Here is a 17,960-nt window from a genome sequence, read left to right as displayed (position 1 = left end):
ATCTCTCTATGACATATGCCGCCAACGGTCTTGCCGCATTAGAAGCTCAGCTTCAGCAGGATCTGGAATTTCTGGAACTGCCCGCCAAATCCTGGGTACCGGAACGCACCTTTCAGAGTGCGCCGGTCCGCGATGTGGTGGTGATTGGCGCAGGCATGTGCGGTCTGGCGGCACTCGCCAAATTGCAGTTCACCGGCATCAGCAATGTGGTGGCTTATGACGCCGCACCCGCTGGGCTGGAGGGTCCGTGGATCACTTTTGCGCGTATGGAAACCCTGCGCTCACCGAAAACGTTGCACGGCCCGGCACTCGGCCTCGCACAGCTGACCTTCCGCGCCTGGTTCACGGCGCAGTGGGGCAAAGAGGCGTGGCAGGCGCTGGACAAGATCCCTAAAGCGCAGTGGATGGATTACCTGATTTGGTATCGCAAGGTATTGAATCTGCCGGTACAGAACAATGTGCGCGTCACTCACATTGCGCAGGCCGGGGATTTGATTGCGCTGGATCTGGACGGTGCCGAAACCGATCGGGTTTACACGCGTCGCCTGGTGCTCGCCACCGGACGTTCTGGTCTCGGTGGTTTCGCCGTACCGGATTTCCTGCAGGGCATTGATCGTCAGTTCTGGGCACACTCCGCTGATGACATCGATTTCACGGCCTTAAAAGGCAAGCGCATTGCCGTGATTGGCGCAGGCGCATCGTCGATGGACAACGCGGCTACCGCGCTGGAGCAGGGCGCGGGCGCAGTGGATCTGCTGATTCGTCGTAAAGAGATGCCGCGCATCAATAAAATGACCGGGATTGGTAGCCAGGGCGTGGTGCACGGCATGCATCAGTTGCCAGACGCGTGGAAATGGAAATTCGTCGATTACACCGCCGCCACCCAAACGCCACCGCCGCGCTCTTCAACCCTGCGTGTGTCACGCCATGAAAATGCGCGCTTCTTCCTTGACTGTGGGATTAACGCCGTCAAACAGGAAGAAAACGGTCTGGTGATTGAAACCACCCAAGGTGCACTGCACTACGATTTTTTGATCGCCGCGACGGGCTTCACCAACGATTTCCACGGCCGCCCGGAGTTTGCCGCCATTGCGCCGCATATTCGCAGCTGGTCTGACGGTCGCTATCAACCTGAGATGGGCAATCCGCGCCACAGCCTGCTGGAAGCGCCGGATCTCGGCCCTTCGTTCGAGTTCCGCGAACTGACGCCTGATGCCTGCCCAATGTTGGCACACATCTACTGCTTCAACGATGCCGCGATGCTGACGCACGGTAAAGTCTCCGGCGATATTCCTGCGGTGAGCGCCGGGGCCGATCGCCTGGTGCGCGGTATCACTGCCTCACTGTTTGCCGAGGACGTCGAGCAGCACTACGCCAACTTACAAGCTTTTGACACCCCTGAACTACAGGGCGATGAATGGGTGGATTCAACCCCGTTACTAAAACAGGAGAACGCGTTGTGAGCGACGCTATTGATCAAGCAGCCGGATTAACACCAGAAGAGGCGTTGTATCAGACGCGCCGCCTGCGTCCCGAATTTGTTGAGGGTGCGGAAGCGTGCCGTGTGTCTGTACTGACGCCGGAAGACGATCAGGGTTTACCTGCGGATCTGCGTCTGGCACTGGCGCAGCGTATGGCGGTGTTGAACTACGATGCGCCGCTGCAACGTGATTACCAGGCGCAGCTGGCGGCGTTAAATCCGTCTGAAGCCCTGCTGGCGCTGGCCTCGGGTTGCGCCGTAGCGGAAGAGCCGCTGGCCACGATTGCGCGCCATGCCGACATGGTCACGCAACAACCCATTCAGGCTACCGAACAGCATATTCGTTTGCTGGAGCAGGCCGGTTTGAGCAACCCGCAAATTGTTGCGCTCTCTGAGCTGATCGCCTTTGTTAACTTCCAGACGCGCGTGGCGGCTGGCTTACGTTTGATGAGGTCCGCATGATTCCATCGGTAAATCTCAAGCCGCTGCACTGGCATCCGTACATCACACCAGTCGATGTAGAACAGGCGACACCGGCGCAGCTGGATGCGATGAAAGTCACGCCGTCCAACAAGAAAATCTCAGAGTACGTGCGCACGCTGGTGCACGATCCCGAGAGTTACACCGCACGTACCGGGCTGTTCAACGCCATTATGTATGTCGAAGGTGGCCTCGATCGCGCCGATCGTGAGCTGGGCGCGCTGGGGGCTTCGATCGTCAACGGCTGCCGTTATTGCGCGGTGGTGCATGCGCGCCGTCATGCACAGCTGGCCGACAGTGACGCCGTGGTCAGTGCCATCTATTTTGATAGAGCGGATGTATTAGGTGAACGCGATGCGGCGATCTATCGCTTTGCTCGCCGTTTATCGGTTACGCCTTCTGAGGCCACACCGGAAGATGTGGCGGCACTGCGTGCCGTCGGCATGAACGATCAGGAGATTATCGATCTGATCCACGCCATCGCCATTTTCGGCTGGGCCAACCGTCTGATGCATGTGATCGGCCATGCTGACCTGAACAAATAAGGGCTGCACCGGATGTTAGAACTCAACAATATTACGCTCTCTTACGGCAGCAATCCGATCCTGAAAGGGGTTGATCTGTCGGTAAAACGCGGCGATGTGGTATCGATCATCGGGCCAAGCGGCACCGGTAAAACCACGCTGCTGCGCTGCATCAACTATCTGGCGAAGCCATCAGCCGGGACGATTCAGCTGGATCAGATCCGCATGGATTATCAGTCACCGGATAAAGCGGCGATCCAGGCGATCCGCTTGCGCACCGCCATGGTATTCCAGCAGTTCAACGTATTCAAAAACATGACGGTGCTGGAAAACGTGATGGATCCGCTGATCGTCATCCAGCGTAAAACCAAACAGCAAGCGCGCGACATCGCCGTGCAGGAGCTGGAACGCGTGGGTCTGGGTGCCAGGCTCGATCACTATCCGTCGCAACTCTCTGGCGGCCAGTTACAGCGTACCGGTATCGCCCGTGCTTTGGCGGTGCGTCCGGATGTGATGCTGTTTGATGAACCGACCTCATCGCTCGATCCTGAGCTGGTGGGTGAAGTGCTGAAAGTGATTAAAGACGTGGCGTCATCCGGCATTACCTCGCTGCTGGTGACGCATGAGATGCAGTTCGCGAAAAGCATTTCGAATCGCATCGTGTTTATGGATCAGGGTGTCGTGGCCGCGCAGGGCAGTCCGGCAGAGATGTTTGATAACCCAACCCTGCCGCGCCTTGCACAGTTCCTCAGTTCAGAACGAGCATTCTAATAATTAAAGGAATCAAAGACATGCCTGCAATCAAAACCACATTACGTCGCCTGGCCGCGCCTGGCATCATCGCCCTGGCATTGATCAGCGGTAACAGCTTTGCTGACGCGGTTCGTACCATCAAAATTGCCACCGCTGCGGAATCCAAACCGCTGTCATGGGGCGCGATCGGTCACGAACCTGAGGGTTACGAGCCGGACGTGCTCAAAGCCATCAACGCTAAATTGCCACAGTACAAATTTGTGATGGAAGGCGCGGCGGATATCGCGCAGGAAACGGGCCTGGTGACCGGCAAGTACGACATGGCGACCGGCGGTTACTACAAAGCGCCAGCGCGCAGCAAACAGTTCCTGATCCCGGATGCACCGATCGGTGCCAGCCTGATGAAGATCTACAGCCGCAGCGACAGCAATATCAACGGCATGAAGGATCTGGTCGGTAAGAATATCGTACCGGTCACCGCAGGCGGCGGCGTGTATAAATTCGTCACTCAGTGGCAGCAGGATAACCCGAACGACAAAATCACCATCAAAGCGTCCAGCGCGGGCGTGCCTTACCCGGATCGCCTGAAAGAAGTGCAGAACGGGAAATACGATGCGTTGATCCTGCCTTCAAACCTCGGTGAGCAGACGGTGATCGACAACCAGAAACTGGCGATCAAAGCCAGTGAGCCAGTGGTGATTAACAACACCTATGTGCTGATCCACCGTTCTGCCGAAAACCAGGCCCTGAACGATGACGTGAACAAAGCGCTGAAAGAACTGAAAGATGACGGCACGCTGGATAAGCTGGCGCAGAAGTGGTTCGGCGAAGAAGTCACTAAGTACATGAAGTAATAGATTCACTGTGCCCGGTGTTGAGCCGGGCGCATGCTGTCCTTTTAAGCAGGAGTGTTTCACCGTGAATCTATCCTCCATGATTCCAGAACTGCTGTCGGCGCTGCCACTGACGCTCGGCATCATGTTTGTCGCGATGATTGCCGGGTTCTTTCTGGCGCTGATCGCCACCGTTTTTCGCGTGCGCCGTATTCCCGTGATCAGCCAGCTGGCCGATCTCTATGTTTCCTATGCGCGCAGCGTGCCGGTGGTTTTACAGCTGTTTGTCGCGTTTTACGGCATGCCGCTGATCACTGATAACTTTGGTTTTGGCGACTTCTTTACCGCCAACGTGGCGGCGATGATTGGCTTGAGCCTTTACCACGGCGGCTATCTCTCTGAAGTGATGCGCCCGGCGTATCTGGCGGTGGAGCGCGGTCAGCACGATGCCACTGACAGCCTCGGCTACAGCTTCCGCCAGAAAATGCTGCGCGTGATTGGGCCGCAGGCGGTGCATTTTGCACTTCCGGGCTACGGCAATGCGATTATCTATCTGATTCATAACGTGGCGCTGGTGATGTACATCGGGGCGGCGGATGTGATGGCAACCGCGCACCTGATCATGGAACGCGATTACAACCAGTATCAGTTCGGCACCTATCTGGTGTTGGCCGTGCTCTATTCACTGCTGTGCGGTGTGGCGTGGCTGGTGATCCGCTTCTTTGAACAACGCCATGCGAAGTACAGCTCGAAGTCTGCGCCGCGCGTGAAGTTCACTACCAGCGTCTGAGAAGGGGAGACAAACCATGTTTGATGCTGAGGTTTTGCTGCCGGACTTCTGGAGCATTCTCGATGCGGTACCGGTGACGCTGCTGATGGCGGTCACGGTGTTTATTTGTTCGACGCTATTGGGCGGGCTGTTTGCCTTTATTGAGCATCGCCGCATTCCGCTGCTGCGCCAGTTGGTGATCACCTACAAAATCGCTTTCAAAGGCGTGCCAATGGTGGTGGTGATTTTCCTCGCCTATTACGGCTTGCCACCGGCGCTGCACTTTGTTGCCACGCTGTTTGGCGTCGAGGTGAATGCCCACTCACTGCCGAACTGGGTGATCATCATTGTGGCGCTGAGTGCCTGTGTCGCGGCATTCCAGGCCGAAGTGTGGAAAGGCGCACTGAACTCGTTCGACAGCGGACAATCCGATGCGGCTTTATCGCTGGGCTACAGCGGCGGACAGCTGTTCCGTCGGGTGATGTTCCCACAGATTATTGTGGCGGCGATCCCCGATCTGGCGAATGCCTTTATGGTGATCATGAAAGCCCTGTCGCTGGCGTTTGCCATCGAAGTGGTGGATATTTTTGCCCAGGCACAGCTGACGGCGGCACTGAATTTCTACTACCTCGAAGCCTTCCTGATTGCAGTGGTGTTCTATATGGTGATTGCCTATGTGGTCACTAAGATCGCCGACAAGATCGAGGCGGCGCTGCGCGTGCGCACCTAGAGATTGCTCAGTGGTGATGAAACGGCAGCCCAGTGTGGCTGCCGTTTTTTTTGGCAAATTTGCGCGCGCTACCGGGCTTGCTGCTCTCTGATAGCGGCGAAATGTTATGCGTTTCACAATGAACACTCCTTGCTTTCATTTTGCAAGTTACTTGCAAAATGAAAGTCACTCTGCAACAGTACTCCGCATCAGACCTTTGCGGAATACTTCCCATGAAAAACGAACCGCTTTACCACATGCCTTGTCCTATCGCCCGCAGCCTGGGCCGCGTCGGCGATGGCTGGAGCATGCTGATCATGCGCGATGCGCTGGCTGGCTTCACCCGCTTTGATGAGTTCCAAAAAAGCAGCGGCGTGGCACCCAACATCCTGTCACGTCGCCTGAAAGAGCTGGTGGAAGACGGTTTGCTGGAAAAGGTGTGCTACAGCACTACGCCCGCTCGTTACGAATACCATCTCACCCCGGCCGGACGAGATTTTCGCGGTGTGATTCTGGCGCTGGCCGAGTGGGGCAGCAATCACTTCTCGCCGGAAGGACGTCAGATGCAGTTGGTGGAAACCGCCACGCAGCGCCCGGTGAAGCTGCAACTGGTCGACAGTGAAAATGGCCAACCGCTGACGCTCGACAAATACCAAATGGTGCCGGGTCCAGCGGCGGTGCCGATGATGCACTATCGCCATGATTACCTGCAGAAAAAGCGCGCCGGCGATACCACACAGAAATTCGCGCCGCCCGCGCTGTCAGAGAAGCAATCATGACGCTGACACGCAAAAAATCGGCGCTGTTGCTGGCACTGACGATCGGCGGTTTAGCGGCGGCAGGTTATGGCTATTACTGGTGGCACACCGCGCGCTTTATGCCTTCCACCGATGATGCCTATGTCGGCGCCGATATCAGTGCCATCTCGGCGAAAGTCTCCGGCTATATCCACACGCTGGCGGTGCAGGATAACGCATGGGTGAAAAAGGGTGATCTGCTGGTACAACTGGATAACCGGGATTATCTGGCCGCGGTGGATCAGGCCGCAGGAGAAGTGGCGGCACAGCAAGCCGCGTTAAACGACATTGCTGCCACGCGGCAGCTACAGCTCGCGACCATCGCCGGCACGCACGCTTCTCTGCTGGCGGCGCAGGCAGTGACGCTGAAAACCACCTCAGATCAGCGCCGCTACAGTGCGCTGGCCAGCAGTTCAGCGGTCTCACAGCAAATCCGCGATCATGCACAAGCGGACTACCATCAGGCGATGGCGGAAGAGAGCAAAACCCGTGCGGACAAAACCGTCGCCGAGCGTCAGTTGCAGGTGCTGGATGCGCGTGAGCAGCAGGCCAAAGCAGCTTTGGCCCAGGCACAAGCGGGATTGGCGATGGCGAAGCTCAATCTCGAATACACCGAGATCCGCGCCCCTTTTGATGGTGTAGTCGGCAATCGTCGTGCGTGGTCAGGTTCCTTTGTCAGCAGCGGTACACAATTGCTGTCGCTGGTGCCAGCGCAGGGGCTGTGGATCGATGCCAACTTCAAAGAGAGCCAGCTGGCCAATATGCGGCCCGGACAAACGGCGCATATCGTGGCGGACGTTTTACCCGGCCGTACCTTCGACGGTCATGTTGGCAGTTTGTCACCGGCCACCGGCTCGCGTTTTAGCATTCTCCCGGCGGAAAATGCCACCGGCAACTTCACCAAAATCGTCCAACGTGTGCCGGTGCGCATTGTGCTGGACGGTGATGCGGCAGTGCTCGGCCTGTTACGGCCGGGTCTTTCCGTCACGGTGACGGTGGATGAGAGAAGCGCGCGATGAGCAGCGTCACCGCGCTGCTGGCGCCGGCGGAGATGCCGATCAGCAAAAAGGTCTTTGCTTTCGCCACGATGTGCATCGGCATGTTTATCGCCTTACTGGATATCCAGATTGTCTCCGCCTCGTTACGGGATATCGGCGGGGGGCTGTCGGCAGGCGATGATGAAACCGTGTGGGTGCAAACCAGCTATTTGATTGCGGAAATCATCATTATTCCGCTTTCCGGCTGGCTGGCGAGCGTGATGTCTACGCGCTGGCTGTTTGCCGTCTCCGCCTGTGGCTTCACGCTGATGAGTTTACTGTGCGGCTGGGCGTGGAACATCCAGAGCATGATCGCCTTCCGGGCGTTACAGGGATTGGCGGGCGGCTCGATGATCCCGTTGGTGTTCACCACGGCTTTTGCCTTTTTTCAGGGCAAGCAGCGAGTAATTGCGGCCGCCACCGTTGGGGCGTTGGCCTCATTAGCACCGACGCTGGGGCCGACGGTCGGCGGTTGGATCACCGATAACTTCAGCTGGCACTGGCTATTTTATATCAACATCATCCCCGGCATTTATATTGCCATTGCGGTGCCGATCCTGGTGAAGATCGACAGCCCCAACCCTGACCTGCTACGTGGAGCGGATTACTTCAGCATTCTGTTACTGGCACTGTCGCTGGGCTGTCTGGAGTACACGCTGGAAGAGGGGCCGCGCTGGGGCTGGTTTGACGATAGCACCATCAGCACCACAGGCTGGATCGCCTTGGTGTGTGGCGTGCTGTTCGTGATCCGTACCCTGAATCACGCGAAGCCGATCATGGATCTCCGCGCCCTGAAAGATCCGGGCTTTACCCTCGGCTGTTATTTCTCGTTTATGGCTGGCGTGGGGATCTTCGCCACCATCTATCTCACGCCGCTGTTTCTCAGCCAGGTGCGCGGCTTTAGTGCGCTGGAGATCGGTTTAGCGATCTTCTCTACCGGCATCTTTCAGATCCTGTCGATCCCGTTTTATGCCTGGCTGGCGAATCGCGTCGATCTGCGCATTTTGCTGGCGTTTGGCCTGATAAGTTTTGGCGTATCGATGTTTTTCTTTGTGCCGATCACCCATGACTGGGGGGCGAAAGAGCTGCTGTTCCCGCAGGCGTTTCGCGGCATGGCACAGCAATTTGCCGTCGCGCCTACGGTGACGTTGACGCTCGGCAGCTTGCCGCCCGCACGACTAAAATTAGCGTCAGGACTGTTTAATCTGATGCGTAATCTCGGGGGGGCTATCGGCATTGCGCTGTGCGGCACCGTGCTGAATGACCGCACCAATCTGCACTTCAGCCGCCTGGCCGATCACCTCAACAGCGCCAGTTTGTCCTTGGGCGACTATCTGCAATCGCGCACCGCAGCCCTGATTTTCAACGGACTCAGCCCGGATGCGGCGCACACGGCGGCGCTGCAATCGCTGGCTTCACTCACGTTGCGTGAGGCGCGCACCCAGGCCTTTTCGGACGCATTCTGGCTGATTATGGTCGGATTTTGTATCGCTGCGCTGCTGGTCCCTTTTATGAAAAAGCCCGCAGCTTAAGGAGTTATCAATGAAACGTATTGTGATTACAGGTATGGGCATGGTGTCCCCGCTTGGCTGCGGCACAGAAGCCGTGTGGCAGTCACTGTTGGCAGGAAAATCGGGCATCAGCGCCTTACCGGAAGAGACGGTGCAAGACATCAGCTGCAAAGTCGCAGGACAGGTGCCCACGCTGGAGCAAGATCCTCAGCATGGCTTCGATCCCGAACGCGTGATCGCACCGAAAGATCGCAAGAAAGTGGATCGCTTTATTGAGTTCGCGCTGGTGGCGGCGCACGAAGCCCTGACGCAAGCTAACTGGTTCCCTCAGGATGAGACGCTGCGCCAGCGTACCGCCACGGTGATCGCCACTGGAATCGGCGGCTTCAACGAAATTGCCAATGCGGTGGAAACCACCGCCAATCGCGGGCCGCGCCGCTTATCGCCGTTTACCATACCTTCCTTCCTCGCCAATCTGGCGGCGGGGCATGTATCGATTGCCCACGGCTTTCGTGGCCCGATTGGCGCACCCGTCACGGCCTGTGCGGCAGGCGCGCAGGCGATTGGCGATGCGGCACGGTTGATTCGCAGCGGCGAAGCGAATATCGCGCTGTGCGGCGGTACAGAAGCGGCGATCCATCGCGTGAGTCTGGCGGGCTTTGCCGCCGCGAAAGCGATGTCGGGTGGATTTAACGATCATCCCGAACAGGCATCTCGTCCGTTTGATCGCGATCGTGATGGCTTTGTCATGGGAGAAGGCGCTGGCCTGCTGGTGATTGAATCACTGGAGCATGCGCAGGCACGCGGTGCGACACCGCTGGCTGAGTTAGTCGGCTATGGCACCAGCGCTGATGCCTATCATCTCACCGCCGGACCGGAAACCGGTGAGGGTGCTCGTCGTGCAATGGAGACTGCACTGGCGCAGGCGGGCATCACCCCAGCCGAGGTGCAGCATATCAACGCGCATGCCACCTCCACGCCGGTGGGTGACAAGGGCGAGCTGGCGGCCATTCGCACGCTGTTTGCGGACAGTAATGTGGCGATCACCTCGACGAAATCTGCCACCGGGCATTTGCTGGGGGCAGCGGGTGGCGTGGAGGCGATCTTCTCAATCCTTGCGCTGCGCGATCAAATCGCCCCGCCGACGCTCAATCTGCTGCACCCTGACGAAGCCGCAGCAGGGCTGAATTTGGTGGCGTTAAAACCACAGCCGCTGGCGATGCAGTATGTGTTGTCGAACGGTTTTGGTTTTGGTGGCGTGAATGCCAGCCTACTGTTTAAGGGTTGGGATGAGGTTTTCCGTTAACGTGTTGGGAAGACTGACGGCAATAAAATAGGCCGCTGTTAACAGCGGCCAGGAGGGCGGGATGAATTAACGCTTATCCAGTGCTTCCCACAGACCCATCAGGTAAGTGGTGCCGAGTGCACGGTCATACAGACCGTAGCCCGGACGTCCGGTTTCGCCCCAGATAAAGCGGCCATGATCGGAACGGATGTAGCCATCGAAGCCGTTGTCGTGCATCGATTGCAGCACTTTGTACATATCCAGCGAGCCGTATTCGGTCGGGTGTGCACACTCGTAGAAGTCTTTGTCCTGAATAATCTTGATGTTACGCACGTGCGCAAACGGAATGCGTTTGCGGCGCGAGAACTCGGCCAGAATACCGTACACATCATTCTGCGGATCTTCTGCAATCGATCCGGTACACAGCGTGATGCCGTTAGACTCCGAATCCACAACGTTACAGATCCAGTCGAGGTCTTCGCGATTCTTCACAATGCGTGGCAGACCGAAGATCGAGTACGGTGGATCGTCAGGATGGATCGCCATTTTCACGCCCACTTCTTCACACACCGGGATCACCGCTTTCAGGAAGTATGCGAGGTTTTCACGCAGCTTGTTGTCATCAACGTCTTTGTATTGCGCAAACAGATCCTGCACCTTCGCCAGACGCTCTGGCTCCCAACCCGGCAGGGCGAAACCGTTTGAGTTGCCCAACACCTCCTGCACTACTTCGTCGAGGCTCTTATCAATGCCTTTCTTCTCGAACGCCATGGTGAGTGAGCCGTCTGGCAGCACGTAGTTCATGTCGGTCTTCATCCAGTCAAATACCGGCATGAAGTTGTAGCAGATCACTTTCACGCCCACTTCGGCGAGGTTGCGGATGCTCTGCTTGTAGTTCTCGATATATTGATCGCGGCTCGGCAGGCCGATTTTGATGTCGTCGTGAATGTTGACGCTCTCGATCACTTCCACCGTCAGACCGGCGGCATGCACCTGATCAACCAGCGCTTGAATCTTATCTTTCGGCCAGGTTTCCCCGACCGGCACGTCATACAACGCGCCCACCACGCCACGGACACCCGGCACCTGGCGAATATATTCCAGCGAAACTTTATCTTCTTTGGGACCAAACCAACGCATTGTCAGTTGCATAATCTCATCCACCGTCATCGTGTTGCTGCGATAACTGTTAAACTACCATTCTAGTAAACATGATCCCAGCATCGACTCGCGAATATCTGTTGATCCGCGTCACAGAACACAATTTCTTAGTCGAGGCAGGGGAGTGGAGGGTTTATGCGGCCTGACTTTAATGCGGACGCTCACGCAAAGAGAACTATAAGGAGACATGCGTCATTTTAGCAGCGCGTTTTCCACTGCTTTGCAGGAAAAAAGAAAGTTTTGTTAGCTGAAATAACCTCAATGCTTCGCCGTTCCCTCTGAGCTTGATGCAATTTTCCGCTACTGATCGGCTTTTCATTTGTTTTATTTATCAGAAACTTCCTGGCAGGCAGAATAACCCTTATTTCCTCTCCGTCAGCCATCATGTCCGAAGAAGCGCTGCGTCAGCAGATTCAGAACCTGAAAAAGCATAATGCGCGCTTAAAGCGCATAGCGCATGACGCGCGAAACAAGCTGAGTGCGGCGCTGGACGGAACCGGTTTATGTTTGTGGCAGCTGGATATTCCCAGCGGCAAGCTGGTGATTTTCAATCGACGCTGGGGGTCGATGCTGGGTTTTCAGCCGAAAGAGACCAAAGCGCAGTTTGAGGTCTGGCGCGAGCGCCTGCACCCCGAGGACGCCGATGAAGTGCTCAGGGCGTTTTACGATCACATCGAAGGGCGTGCGCCTTACTATGAAGCGCTGCATCGCATGCTGGGTAAGAACGACAAAATTACCTGGGTGTTGGATCGCGGGCGCGTGACCGAGTGGGATGAAGAGGGGAATCCGCTCAAAGTTACCGGCACGCATATCGATATGACCAAAGAGAAGCAGTATGAAGCGCAGCTCTCTTCATTGGCTCATCACGATCCGCTAACCGGTCTGACCAACCGCCATGCGCTGCAAACGCATTTCAGCAAAATGAAAACGCAGGGGCCGCTGTGCGTGGCATTTATCGATCTCGATAATTTTAAGCATGTTAACGATACGCTGGGCCATCGCAGTGGCGATGAAGTGCTGATTCAGCTCAGCCAGCGCATTCTTGACCAGGTGCCGCCAAACGTGGTGGTGGGTCGCCTGGGCGGGGATGAGTTTGTGCTGCTGATGCCGTTCCTGATCGATTTCCCCAAAGTGCGCATCATGATGCAGGCGGTGCTGGATGCCGCACTGACACCGTTCGATGTCGATAACGGCCATGCGCAGATTGGTGCTTCCATCGGCGTGGCGACGGTGCAGCCGCACTTTAGTTTTGATGACGCGCTGACGCGTGCCGATGAAGCGATGTACCAGATTAAGAAGAACGGCAAGCAAGGGTTTGGCCTGGCGGGGTAATCTTTTGCGGTTGGGGAAACAGACCCGCGCCATCGCCAAAGTCGGTGTCCCAATTTGCAGCAAAGCCCTCTCACCAGGAGAGGGCCATAAATCACCTTTAACTCAAAACGCGAAGCACGAACAGCCCAGCGCACCCCAGAAGGCATGGTTATCCGACACCGGCACCGAAGACTGGCGTGCCACATCGTGCGAGTGGCTGTGTACACCACAAGGGCCGCTGCACTGGTGCACTTTCGGCATCATCGCCGCACGACCACTGGCTTGCGGTGGCGCGCTACGGTAGTGGCCCGGCACGGTGACCACCGGAGACCACTCTGGCAACACTGGCACCGGTGGCGGCGACAGCGGCGTGAAGCCACCTGCGGCATACACCACTTCGCCATCGACCAGCGTCAACACCGATTCAATCCCTTTAATCTCCTCTTCCGGCACGCTGAAGAAATCTTTCGACAGCAGCACCAGATCCGCTAACTGACCCACTTTGATTTCACCTTTGGCGTTTTGCTCGCTGGAGAACCAGGCGCTGCCTTTGGTCCACAGCATCAGCGCGGTTTCACGGTCAATACGCGCATTGTCATCGTATAACTGCATGCCGCCGACGGTGCGGCCAGAAACCAGCCAGTAGAGCGCGGTCCACGGGTTGTAGCTGGCGACACGGGTGGCATCCGTGCCCAAACCGACGGGCACTTCCGCATCCAGCATGCGCGCCACTGGCGGCGTCTGTTTGGCGGCTTCTTTGCCGTAGCGATCGATAAAGTATTCACCCTGGAACGCCATACGATGCTGCACGGCCAGCCCGCCACCCAGCGCTTTGACGCGCTCAATATTGGCTTCGGTGATGGTCTCGGCGTGGTCAAAGAACCAGTGCAGGCCGTTAAACGGAATATCTCGGTTTACTTTTTCGAACACGTCCAGCATGCGGCTGATCGATTCGTTGTAGGTGGCATGCAGACGGAACGGCCAGCGATGCTCAACCAGATGGCGCACCACGCGCTCCAGTTCATCTTCCATGCCGGGGGCCAGATCGGGGCGCGGTTCGAGGAAGTCTTCGAAATCTGCCGCCGAGAACACCAGCATCTCGCCCGCACCGTTGTGACGCAGGAAATTGGTGCCCTGGCCCGGCTTCAGCATGTCGGTCCACTTCTCGAAATCTTCCAGCTCATGGCCGGGACGCTGGGTAAACAGATTGTAGGCAATGCGCACCGTCAGCTGCTTTTTGGCGTGCAGTTCCGAAATCACATCGTAATCATCGGGATAGTTCTGGAAGCCGCCGCCCGCATCAATCGCGCTGGTCAGGCCGAGGCGGTTCAGCTCACGCATAAACTGACGTGTGGAGTTAACCTGCTGCTCCAGCGGCAGCTTCGGTCCTTTCGCCAGCGTGGCGTACAGCAGCATGGCATTCGGACGCGCAATCAGCATACCGGTGGGATTACCATTGCTGTCGCGCTGGATTTCACCGCCTGGCGGGTTCGGCGTGTCTTTGGTGTAACCCACCACCCGCAGTGCGGCGCGGTTCAGCAGGGCGCGGTCATACAGGTGCAGAATAAACACCGGAGTATCGGGCGCGGCGGCGTTGATCTCATCCAGCGTTGGCATGCGGCGTTCAGCAAACTGGAATTCGCTCCAGCCGCCGACGACACGGACCCACTGTGGTGAAGGGGTGCGCAGGGCCTGCTCACGCAACATGCGTAGTGCATCGGCCAGCGACGGCACGCCCTCCCAGCGCAGCTCAAGATTGTAGTTGAGGCCGCCACGAATCAGGTGCAGGTGCGAGTCGTTGAGGCCGGGAATACCGGTGTGCCCTTTGGCATCAATAATTTGCGTATCGCTGCCGGCAAAGCGCATCACTTCCGCTTCGCTGCCCACCGCGAGAAACTTGCCGTCTTTGATCGCCACAGCGGTGGCTAAAGGGTTGGCGCGATCCACGGTGTGGAATTTGCCGTTGGTAAAAATCAGTGAGGCCGTTGTCATTATCTCTTCTCCAGTTAGATTACGCGTTGCGGCCAATAAGCCACTGTTTTAAAACACGAGTTACCATCGGCATCCACAAGAACACCACCAGTGCCACCACGCTGGCATCATTCAGTAAGTGGCCCCACAGCGTGCCGTGCGCGGCGGGCAACACCTGATTCCATAACCACGGCACCAGGTTGGTAGAAGGAAAAATGACTCCCAGTGTCAGTAAGTATTGTTTCCATTTCGCCGGTTTGACCTGGCCCTTTTGCGTGGGGGTGAACCAGAACGCGGCGCCAGGACGCACTTCAATATGTTCCGGCTGTGCCAGCATCGTCGGCAGGTCTTGGATTAACGCGTTGCGTTGGTCCGATTTCAGCCAGGCGTACAGCTCATCCAGCCCGGTAAAGCGAATCAGCACGGTGTAAGCGTTGTCGCCGTGCACCGGGCGCAGCACGTTGACGCCGAGATGGCCGGGAAAGCTCGCGGCCTGCGGCATAATGGTGTCGAGCCACAGCTCATAACGGGCCTGCTGTTCTGGCAGGATGCTGTGGGTAATCACCAGCGTCACGTGGTTGGCTTGCTGTGAGTAATTCATCGTAAGTTCCTGAGTTTCCGCTGGTGAAAGTGCTTGCGTCGTTGAGTAAAAAAATACGAAATGAGAGCGTTTATTGATAACGGATAGATTTTGGGTTGTTGTTCAACAATTTTTGGGGAGGCATGGGGAATGCGTTTAAACCTTGAGGCGCTGCTGATTTTGGATGCGTTGGATCGCCACGGCACCTTTGCCGCTGCGGCTGCGCGACTGTTTAAAACCGCATCGGCGTTGAGCTATACCGTGCAGAAGATGGAGAGCGATCTGAAGATCACACTGCTCGATCGTTCCGGCCATCGCGCCACTTTCACCCCAACCGGGCGTTTGATGCTGGAAAAAGGCCGCACTCTGCTTCGCGCGGTCAACGAGTTAGAACAACAGGCGCGCTATGTTGAGAGTGGCTGGGAAAGCCAGCTGGTGATCAGCGTGGATGCCTCACTGCCGTTTCGTATTCTCACGCCGCTGATTGATCGGTTTTATCAGGAGCATCCGCATACTCAGCTGCAATTCCGTCAGGACGTGCTGGCTGGCTGCTGGGAAGCGCTCAACTATGGCGAAGCGGACATTGTCTTTGGCGCGGTGCAGGAACCCGCCACGCGCAAAGAGATTGTCTGCCAATCGCTCGGCTGGCTGGAATATGTGTTTGCTGTCGCGCCGGATCATCCCCTCGCTTCAGCACCGGAACCGCTGCTGCGTGAGCAGATCCGCCAGTACCGCGCCGTTACCGTACACGACTCGTCTCGTCACGGTGCAGGTATCGATTTGCGCGTGCTGGATGAGCAGAAAACCCTGAGCGTGCATGACTTCCCGGCGAAACTGCAGGCGCAGCTGGATGGTTTGGGCTGTGGTTATCTGCCGCTGTATCTGGCGAGACCGCACCTGGAGAGCGGCGCGCTGGTGGCACGCCAGCTGGATAGCGAATGCCGCCGCGATATGGCGTATCTGGCGTGGAATGAGAGTGCTACCGGAAATGCCGCCACCTGGTGGCGTGAGCACCTGCTCACGCTGCCGGGTTTACAGGAGATTTATTCTCCCGCGTAAAGCGTCGTTATATCGCAATGTGGTGACTGACCTGCGGGGCTTCCTCGCCCTGATGATATTGCAAAACCGCTTGCTGCAACTCAGCATCGGCGTGCGACACACGCTGGTGCTGACGCATATGCTCCTGCCAGGACTCCACCATAAACCACTCCAGCAATGCCGTCGGATCGTCGGTTTGTTCCATCAAGCCCCACGAATAGGCGCCATCACGACGGCGTGACTGTGCCAGTTTGTGAATCGCTTTTTTGAAGGCGGCGCGATCTTCCTGCGGTACGCGGTAGCGAATCTGAATCAACACCGGCCCATGCCGCACATCGACATCGTTGTGCACCACCGGTGCGGCCCAATGCTCAGCGGGTTGCAGATCTGCTTCGCCCGCAGGCAGCGCCAGACGTTTCAGCAGTACGCCAGTGATCACCAGACCGGCCCCGGCAATCAGCAAAGTGGTGGCCAGCCCCAGTTGCTGCGCGATCAGGCCCCACGCCAGACTGCCACCGGCCAATGTGCCGTTAAACACCATCAGATACACCGCCAGACCACGACCGCGCACCCAATCCGGCAATACCGCCTGCGCTACGCCGTTCAGTGTGGTCAGCGCAATAATCCAGCCGACGCCCAGCACCAGCATCAACAGCAGCGCCAGCCACTGCGGCGGGCTCATCGCTAATGCCAGCATGACCAGCGCGCTCAGCACCGCAGAGAGCAGCAGCAAACCATCGTTGCTCAGTTTGCTGCGCAGACGCGGCAGCAGCAGCGCACCGGCAATCGCACCAGCGCCCACCGCACCCAACAGCAAGCCGTAAAACCCTGCGGTACCGTGCAGCATGGTGCGTGCCACCAATGGCAACAGCGCCCAGATGGCACTGGCAAAGGCAAAGTACATCGCAGCACGGAGCAACACTCGGTGCAGTTCACGGCTGGCTTTGACATAGCGCAGCCCTGCACGGAAGGCACCAAAGAAGTGCTCATTCAGTTCGGTTTTGGCTTTCGCCGGACGTTTCCAGTACAGCAGGGCAGCAATAACGAAAAAATAACTCGCCACATCGGCACCGTATGCCGCCATGGCGCCTAAACTTGCCAACAGTAAACCGCCGGTAGCGGGGCCAATAGCGCGGGCAATATTTATCCCCAGAGAGTTGAGCGCAACGGCGTTTTTTAGCTCATGGCGCGGCACCAGTTCGGGGACAATCGCCTGCCAGGCCGGGCCAAACAGCGCGGCACCAATGCCACCGACAAAGGTCAGGCCGATCAGCCACTCTACGGTGAGCCAGTGATTGTGCGACAGCACCAGCAGAGTGCCGCTGACGCTGGCCATCAGGATTTGCACCACGATGAGTAATCGGCGGCGATCGACGATATCAGAGAGCACGCCCGCTGGTAGTGCCAGTAAAAACACCGGCAGGGTGGCCGCCGTTTGCATCAACGCCACGGCGGTCGGGTTATCGGATAATCCGGTCACCAGCCAGGCGCTGGCAACGTCGCGGATAAAGCTACCGGTGTTGCCGAGTACTGAGGCCGTCCAGATCAGGGCGAACAGCCCGTAGGCGAAGGGAGAAAAAGCGCCGCCGCGTGGCGTCGTGGGGTTTTGCTGGCTCATCATCGTGTTCCTGTAAATGTGCGATGTATGCACCTTACGAAGCCCGTGAGACGCTTGATAGCGGAAAAAATCGGCCAACTTGTTCAGGCTTTTTTGACAGCCT

Annotated in this window: 17 protein-coding genes; 13 read left to right on the top strand and 4 right to left on the bottom strand. The window is 57.4% G+C overall.

Annotated elements, in window-relative coordinates:
• Positions 1-8: 8 nt before the first annotated feature.
• From VH86_RS02455 to fabF, 11 genes are all read left to right on the top strand, one after another.
• Positions 9-1,463, top strand: coding sequence for an NAD(P)-binding domain-containing protein (locus VH86_RS02455; protein ID WP_045831767.1), 1,455 nt, complete (start codon positions 9-11; stop codon positions 1,461-1,463).
• Positions 1,460-1,942 (top strand): CMD domain-containing protein, encoded by a 483-nt coding sequence (locus VH86_RS02450; protein ID WP_045814739.1) that lies wholly within the window; start codon positions 1,460-1,462, stop codon positions 1,940-1,942. Before VH86_RS02455 ends, VH86_RS02450 begins: the two co-directional genes overlap by 4 nt.
• Positions 1,939-2,505, top strand: coding sequence for a peroxidase-related enzyme (locus tag VH86_RS02445; RefSeq protein ID WP_045831766.1), 567 nt, complete (start codon positions 1,939-1,941; stop codon positions 2,503-2,505). The genes VH86_RS02450 and VH86_RS02445 overlap by 4 nt, the downstream gene beginning before the upstream one ends.
• A 12-nt stretch (positions 2,506-2,517) precedes the next feature.
• Positions 2,518-3,255, top strand: coding sequence for an amino acid ABC transporter ATP-binding protein (locus VH86_RS02440; RefSeq protein ID WP_045814737.1), 738 nt, complete (start codon positions 2,518-2,520; stop codon positions 3,253-3,255).
• A 20-nt stretch (positions 3,256-3,275) separates the two neighbouring features.
• Positions 3,276-4,091 (top strand): transporter substrate-binding domain-containing protein, encoded by an 816-nt coding sequence (locus tag VH86_RS02435; protein WP_034823325.1) that lies wholly within the window; start codon positions 3,276-3,278, stop codon positions 4,089-4,091.
• A gap of 79 nt (positions 4,092-4,170) precedes the next feature.
• Positions 4,171-4,860: an amino acid ABC transporter permease gene (locus VH86_RS02430; protein WP_197080186.1), complete on the top strand. Its 690-nt coding sequence runs from the start codon at positions 4,171-4,173 to the stop codon at positions 4,858-4,860.
• 16 nt (positions 4,861-4,876) lie between these two features.
• Positions 4,877-5,569, top strand: coding sequence for an amino acid ABC transporter permease (locus VH86_RS02425; protein ID WP_038644824.1), 693 nt, complete (start codon positions 4,877-4,879; stop codon positions 5,567-5,569).
• A gap of 212 nt (positions 5,570-5,781) precedes the next feature.
• The gene (locus VH86_RS02420; RefSeq protein WP_038644826.1) at positions 5,782-6,327 is read left to right on the top strand and encodes a helix-turn-helix domain-containing protein; all 546 of its coding nucleotides are present in this window, start codon (positions 5,782-5,784) and stop codon (positions 6,325-6,327) included.
• The gene (locus VH86_RS02415; RefSeq protein WP_045831764.1) at positions 6,324-7,364 is read left to right on the top strand and encodes an HlyD family secretion protein; all 1,041 of its coding nucleotides are present in this window, start codon (positions 6,324-6,326) and stop codon (positions 7,362-7,364) included. Before VH86_RS02420 ends, VH86_RS02415 begins: the two co-directional genes overlap by 4 nt.
• Positions 7,361-8,914, top strand: coding sequence for a DHA2 family efflux MFS transporter permease subunit (locus VH86_RS02410; protein WP_045831763.1), 1,554 nt, complete (start codon positions 7,361-7,363; stop codon positions 8,912-8,914). Before VH86_RS02415 ends, VH86_RS02410 begins: the two co-directional genes overlap by 4 nt.
• A 10-nt stretch (positions 8,915-8,924) precedes the next feature.
• Positions 8,925-10,199 (top strand): beta-ketoacyl-ACP synthase II, encoded by a 1,275-nt coding sequence (gene fabF / locus VH86_RS02405; RefSeq protein WP_045831762.1) that lies wholly within the window; start codon positions 8,925-8,927, stop codon positions 10,197-10,199.
• Positions 10,200-10,265: 66 nt separating this feature from the next.
• Here the strand turns inward: fabF and uxuA are convergent, their stop codons facing one another.
• Positions 10,266-11,330: a mannonate dehydratase gene (uxuA, locus tag VH86_RS02400; protein ID WP_045831860.1), complete on the bottom strand. Its 1,065-nt coding sequence runs from the start codon at positions 11,328-11,330 to the stop codon at positions 10,266-10,268.
• Positions 11,331-11,723: 393 nt separating this feature from the next.
• Here uxuA and VH86_RS02390 point away from each other — a divergent pair, with 393 nt between their 5' ends.
• Positions 11,724-12,671, top strand: coding sequence for a sensor domain-containing diguanylate cyclase (locus VH86_RS02390; protein ID WP_045831760.1), 948 nt, complete (start codon positions 11,724-11,726; stop codon positions 12,669-12,671).
• A gap of 102 nt (positions 12,672-12,773) precedes the next feature.
• Here VH86_RS02390 and VH86_RS02385 read toward each other — a convergent pair whose 3' ends face one another.
• Both VH86_RS02385 and VH86_RS02380 read right to left on the bottom strand, forming a co-directional pair.
• Entirely contained in the window at positions 12,774-14,642 is a 1,869-nt protein-coding gene (locus tag VH86_RS02385) for an amidohydrolase (RefSeq protein WP_045831759.1), read from the bottom strand.
• A 19-nt stretch (positions 14,643-14,661) separates the two neighbouring features.
• Positions 14,662-15,222 (bottom strand): antibiotic biosynthesis monooxygenase, encoded by a 561-nt coding sequence (locus VH86_RS02380; RefSeq protein WP_045831758.1) that lies wholly within the window; start codon positions 15,220-15,222, stop codon positions 14,662-14,664.
• Between the two features lie 129 nt (positions 15,223-15,351).
• Between VH86_RS02380 and VH86_RS02375 the strand changes: the two genes are divergently transcribed.
• Complete coding sequence (locus VH86_RS02375; protein WP_045831757.1) at positions 15,352-16,260, top strand: LysR family transcriptional regulator; 909 nt, start codon at positions 15,352-15,354, stop codon at positions 16,258-16,260.
• Between the two features lie 7 nt (positions 16,261-16,267).
• On the opposite strand, the gene VH86_RS02370 is transcribed toward VH86_RS02375, so the two are convergent.
• Entirely contained in the window at positions 16,268-17,857 is a 1,590-nt protein-coding gene (locus tag VH86_RS02370) for an MFS transporter (protein ID WP_038644844.1), read from the bottom strand.
• Positions 17,858-17,960: the final 103 nt, after the last annotated feature.

This window comes from Pantoea sp. BL1, assembly GCF_000963985.1.
GTDB classification, from domain to species: Bacteria; Pseudomonadota; Gammaproteobacteria; order Enterobacterales; family Enterobacteriaceae; genus Pantoea; species Pantoea rwandensis_B.
Note: the sequence above shows the minus strand (reverse complement) of the source record. Positions and strands in the feature narration are given on the sequence as shown.

Coding starts and splice junctions, on each gene's coding strand:
- VH86_RS02455 (WP_045831767.1), top strand. CDS start 9: ATGACATATGCCGCCAACGGTCTTGCCGCATTAGAAGCTCAGCTTCAG.
- VH86_RS02445 (WP_045831766.1), top strand. CDS start 1,939: ATGATTCCATCGGTAAATCTCAAGCCGCTGCACTGGCATCCGTACATC.
- VH86_RS02440 (WP_045814737.1), top strand. CDS start 2,518: ATGTTAGAACTCAACAATATTACGCTCTCTTACGGCAGCAATCCGATC.
- VH86_RS02435 (WP_034823325.1), top strand. CDS start 3,276: ATGCCTGCAATCAAAACCACATTACGTCGCCTGGCCGCGCCTGGCATC.
- VH86_RS02430 (WP_197080186.1), top strand. CDS start 4,171: ATGATTCCAGAACTGCTGTCGGCGCTGCCACTGACGCTCGGCATCATG.
- VH86_RS02425 (WP_038644824.1), top strand. CDS start 4,877: ATGTTTGATGCTGAGGTTTTGCTGCCGGACTTCTGGAGCATTCTCGAT.
- VH86_RS02420 (WP_038644826.1), top strand. CDS start 5,782: ATGAAAAACGAACCGCTTTACCACATGCCTTGTCCTATCGCCCGCAGC.
- VH86_RS02415 (WP_045831764.1), top strand. CDS start 6,324: ATGACGCTGACACGCAAAAAATCGGCGCTGTTGCTGGCACTGACGATC.
- VH86_RS02410 (WP_045831763.1), top strand. CDS start 7,361: ATGAGCAGCGTCACCGCGCTGCTGGCGCCGGCGGAGATGCCGATCAGC.
- fabF (WP_045831762.1), top strand. CDS start 8,925: ATGAAACGTATTGTGATTACAGGTATGGGCATGGTGTCCCCGCTTGGC.
- uxuA (WP_045831860.1), bottom strand. CDS start 11,330: ATGCAACTGACAATGCGTTGGTTTGGTCCCAAAGAAGATAAAGTTTCG.
- VH86_RS02390 (WP_045831760.1), top strand. CDS start 11,724: ATGTCCGAAGAAGCGCTGCGTCAGCAGATTCAGAACCTGAAAAAGCAT.
- VH86_RS02385 (WP_045831759.1), bottom strand. CDS start 14,642: ATGACAACGGCCTCACTGATTTTTACCAACGGCAAATTCCACACCGTG.
- VH86_RS02380 (WP_045831758.1), bottom strand. CDS start 15,222: ATGAATTACTCACAGCAAGCCAACCACGTGACGCTGGTGATTACCCAC.
- VH86_RS02375 (WP_045831757.1), top strand. CDS start 15,352: ATGCGTTTAAACCTTGAGGCGCTGCTGATTTTGGATGCGTTGGATCGC.
- VH86_RS02370 (WP_038644844.1), bottom strand. CDS start 17,857: ATGAGCCAGCAAAACCCCACGACGCCACGCGGCGGCGCTTTTTCTCCC.